Origin of the sequence: Photobacterium sp. GB-1 (assembly GCF_003026165.1) — a bacterium.
Lineage (GTDB): Bacteria > Pseudomonadota > Gammaproteobacteria > Enterobacterales > Vibrionaceae > Photobacterium.
The window spans coordinates 1-2,068 of the sequence record NZ_PYOB01000051.1; the positions used below are offsets into that span (position 1 = coordinate 1).

The window sequence follows — 2,068 nt, forward strand, 5'->3', positions numbered from 1 at the left end:
GCACCCAGCAACTTACAAAGCAGCGAGAGCAGGTTCATGCCAAGAGTTGCGGCATTGCTTCTTTGATTTTCTCTTTGCCAAGTATTCTTGGTATTGAGGATCAAAGGGCGTAGCGGCACTCTTGATTTTTACATGTCGCTCGATGGGCACTTTTGCTATTTGGAATAGGTTAAACAGGCAATCCATGTTCATGACTTTCTGCCAACCGTGAAATTGCCATTGGCCTTTACGGTTAAGGAAGTATTTATGAACAACCCAGTCCTTGGACTTGGTTGGATGACGTCTAACTGCCCAGTGCCATAATGCTTGGAATAGATTGTGGCCGACATACCCGAATATCTGCTTAGCAACACAGTGGCGATAGTAATTCGCCCATCCCCTGAGTTTCGGATTTATCAACTTGATAAGATCGTTAACAGGAATGGTTGCGTGCTTTTTGATGAGTTCACGTAGGTTTCTCAAAAATAACAGCGTGTTGGATTTGCTCGGCTTGATGAGCAGTTTCCCTTTGTACTTCCTGTGATTGAAGCCCAGAAAGTCAAAGCCGTCATCAATATGAGTGATCTTCGTTTTCTCTTCGGAGAGGGTTAACCCTCTTTCTGCCAGAAAATCAGAAATCAACGGTTTGATGTCGTTCACGAGCACTTCCTTTGAAGAGCAGGTGACCACGAAATCATCTGCATAACCAATAAAGTTAGCTCTAGCACTCTTTTTGAGCGCAGTGGATTTTATGTACTGCTCTAGCCCTGCGAGAGTCATTAACATCAAGGTCGGAGATATGATTCCGCCTTGTGGTGTACCCTCATCAGTATCATAGAACAAACCTTTGTCCATAAAGCCAGACTTTAGCCATTGTTCCAACATTCGCTTATCTACAGCGATGTTATCAAGAAGCCATTGATGGCCGATCTTGTCGAAACAGGCTTTGATATCCCCTTCAAGTACCCATTTGGCTGATTTCTTTAGTGCCAAGCATTTGAAGCATTGACTGACCGCGTCAGCAGTGCTGCGATTTGGCCTAAATCCATAGCTATTGGGGTCAGCAAGTGTTTCAGATACAGGCTCTAGTGCTAGTAGATGGAGTGCTTGTTGCGCTCTATCAATCATGCACGGAATGCCTAATGGCCTGAGCTTGCCGTTCTTTTTGGGAATGTAGATACGTTTGAGTGGTTTCGCTTTATAAGTCTTGCGACTAAGCTGATTGACTGCTTTCATACGGCGTGCATCTGTGTTCCAGATGACACCATCTATTCCAGGCGTTTTACTGCCTTTGTTTTGAGATACACGCTTAACCGCAAGAAGCTTAGCTGAGCGAGAATGAGTTAAGAGCCACTGTAAGGAGTTCACCTTACCGTATTTCTTTTCTCTAGTTGCTTTTGCGATACGCATTTGAAGCTTTAATACGTGTGCTTCAACGGATTTCCAGTCTATTGACTGCCATTGAGCACCGTCAGAAGATGCACTAATCTCTTTCGAGATCATCATTTGCTTTTCTCCTTAAATAAAGTTCTTCAAACTATCTCGCAAAGGGAGACCAGTCGGAAGTGGGCTCACTTTCGTGATCAAACATGAGTCTGTATCTACATCATTACAATGTAGCTTTCGCTTTTTCCGACCTCCTATACCTGCATCACTATCGGCCACTAAGGCTTTCCCAAAGGGAATGATACAGGCTTACCCTGTTCCGTATGTCACGTAAAATGTCAGCTTAGATGCCCACTATAGTGCGGAGAGTACTGCGATCACGAAAGAATACTGTCCAACTTCTTTCCGACTCTCATTGCCATTTTGGCCACAGCGTATTAACCACTTCCGCTGCTTCATCACATAACGCACCTTGGATGGATTCACATACGTTCATCATACTGACTACCTAGCACTCACCCGACTTGTGGTTTTCAGGAGGAACGTCCTCTCACGATTCTTTTCCCACTCAGCCCAACGGCCAAGTTTCGTTACATTGTCCGAGCCGCTGCTTTATTCAGGCTCGTAGGTTCATCTGGTGATACAGACGGTTCACTCATAAAGCGGTGAACAACGCTTCATACGACTTCAGGTCGCACGGACA

The 2,068-nt window shown here is 45.0% G+C and carries 1 protein-coding gene; it reads right to left on the minus strand.

From position 1 onward, the window contains the following. Positions 1-12 precede the first annotated feature (12 nt). Positions 13-1,485, minus strand: coding sequence for a group II intron reverse transcriptase/maturase (gene ltrA / locus C9J45_RS21300; protein WP_107262345.1), 1,473 nt, complete (start codon positions 1,483-1,485; stop codon positions 13-15). Positions 1,486-2,068: the final 583 nt, after the last annotated feature.

What these genes read in the sequence shown, in the direction of transcription:
- ltrA (WP_107262345.1), bottom strand. Translation starts at nt 1,485, where the DNA reads ATGATGATCTCGAAAGAGATTAGTGCATCTTCTGACGGTGCTCAATGG.